Origin of the sequence: Rhodoblastus sp. (assembly GCF_041915505.1) — a bacterium.
Classification (GTDB): Bacteria; Pseudomonadota; Alphaproteobacteria; order Rhizobiales; family Beijerinckiaceae; genus Rhodoblastus.
In genome coordinates this window covers 1-1,553 of sequence record NZ_JAYSBG010000526.1, presented here as the reverse complement: position 1 = coordinate 1,553, position 1,553 = coordinate 1, and the positions used below count along the sequence as shown (strand labels likewise).

The window sequence follows — 1,553 nt, the reverse complement described above, 5'->3', positions numbered from 1 at the left end:
GCTCGAGCATTTTCGGGTCGACCATGATGAGGCGGCACTCGTGCGGCTTGAGCCGATAGAGTAGCGACAGGATCATGGTGTTGATGGCGACGGACTTGCCCGAACCGGTGGTGCCGGCGACGAGCAGATGCGGCATTTTGGCGAGATCGACAATGACGGGCTCGCCGCCGATGGTCTTGCCGAGGGCGATGGCGAGCTTGTGCTTGGTGTCGGTGAAATCGGGCGCGGCGATGAGTTCGCGCAGATAGACGGTTTCGCGGCGCGGATTGGGCAGTTCGATGCCGATGGCGTTGCGGCCCGGCACCACGGCGACGCGGGCGGAGACCGCCGACATCGAGCGCGCGATGTCGTCGGCGAGACCGATCACCCGCGATGATTTGATCCCTGGCGCAGGCTCAAACTCGTACAACGTCACCACGGGGCCAGGAAAAACGCTGACGATATCGCCCTTGACGCTGAAATCCTCCAGCACGCTTTCGAGCAGCCGGGCATTCTGCTCCAGCGAGTCCTGGGCGATGCCGTTGCCGGATTTCCGTGCCGCCGCCAGAAGATTGATCGTCGGCGGCGCATAGGCGTGCGGAACGGCCGGGCTCCGCGCGGCATTGTCGGAGGATCCAAAAAGGCCGCGGCGCGTCTTGCCGGCTGGGCGGGCGACGCGAGGCGCGTCGCCGGCAAAGGCGGAGGCCGGCTCCTCATGGCCGGGTTGAATTTGCTCCGGTCGGGGCGCGCGATGGGTCGAGGCCGGCCCGAGTTCGTCGAACTGACGGCCGGCGATGTCATGTTCGGATGGCGCGCTCACCGGCGCCCGTTGTTGGAAAAGGGCGCGCATCCAGCGCACGGTCGCCGCCAGTTTCGAATCTCCGAAGGACTTCCGACGCGGTTCCGTCGCCGGCTGGGACGGCCTTTCGATGCGGTCCATGAAAGTCGCGGGCGGCTCTGGCTCATCGCTCAATTCGTCAGGGTCGTTCGCAACCGGCCCGCCCATGCCGAGTGAAGCCGACAAGGCCAGAATGGCGATTGAGAAATAGAGGACGCCGGCGATGGCCATGCCGAACGACGAAAAATATCGTTTCGGCAGAGCGACCAGGGCGTCGCCTACGACCCCGCCGAGCCCCGTCGGCAGCGGCCAGCCGTCGGTCGTCGGCAGCAGGGAGGCCACCGCCGCCGCGCTGACGGTCCCCACCAGCCAATAGGCGATATAGCCGGCCTTGTTTCCGCCCGTCCGGCGATGATGGGACGCGATCTTCCAGCCCAGCAGGCCGAGCGGCGCGAGCAGGATGATCGCGCTGATCCCGATCAATTGCATGACCAGATCGGCGATGATCGCGCCCTTCGCGCCGAGCGCATTGTGGACCGGCGCATCGGTCGCGTGGTTCAGGCTGGGGTCCGCGATCGACCAGGTGGCGAGGGCGACGCCAAGGGCGGCCGTGAACGCGACGATGGCGAGCCCGACGATTTCTTCAAGCCGCCGCTGAAAAAAGACGCGCGCCGACTCGGGCAGCACCTCGCCGATTGGCAATGTCGTCGTGCGCATAGGGCAGGATCCGGACCGC

General features: G+C 66.4%; 1 protein-coding gene. It reads right to left on the bottom strand.

Features of this window, described 5'->3' with window-relative positions; translation table 11 throughout:
• Positions 1-1,534, bottom strand: a 1,534-nt coding sequence (locus ACE3S9_RS19410; RefSeq protein WP_374548118.1) for a DNA translocase FtsK 4TM domain-containing protein, incomplete at its 3' end; no start/stop codon positions are given.
• Positions 1,535-1,553 lie beyond the last annotated feature (19 nt).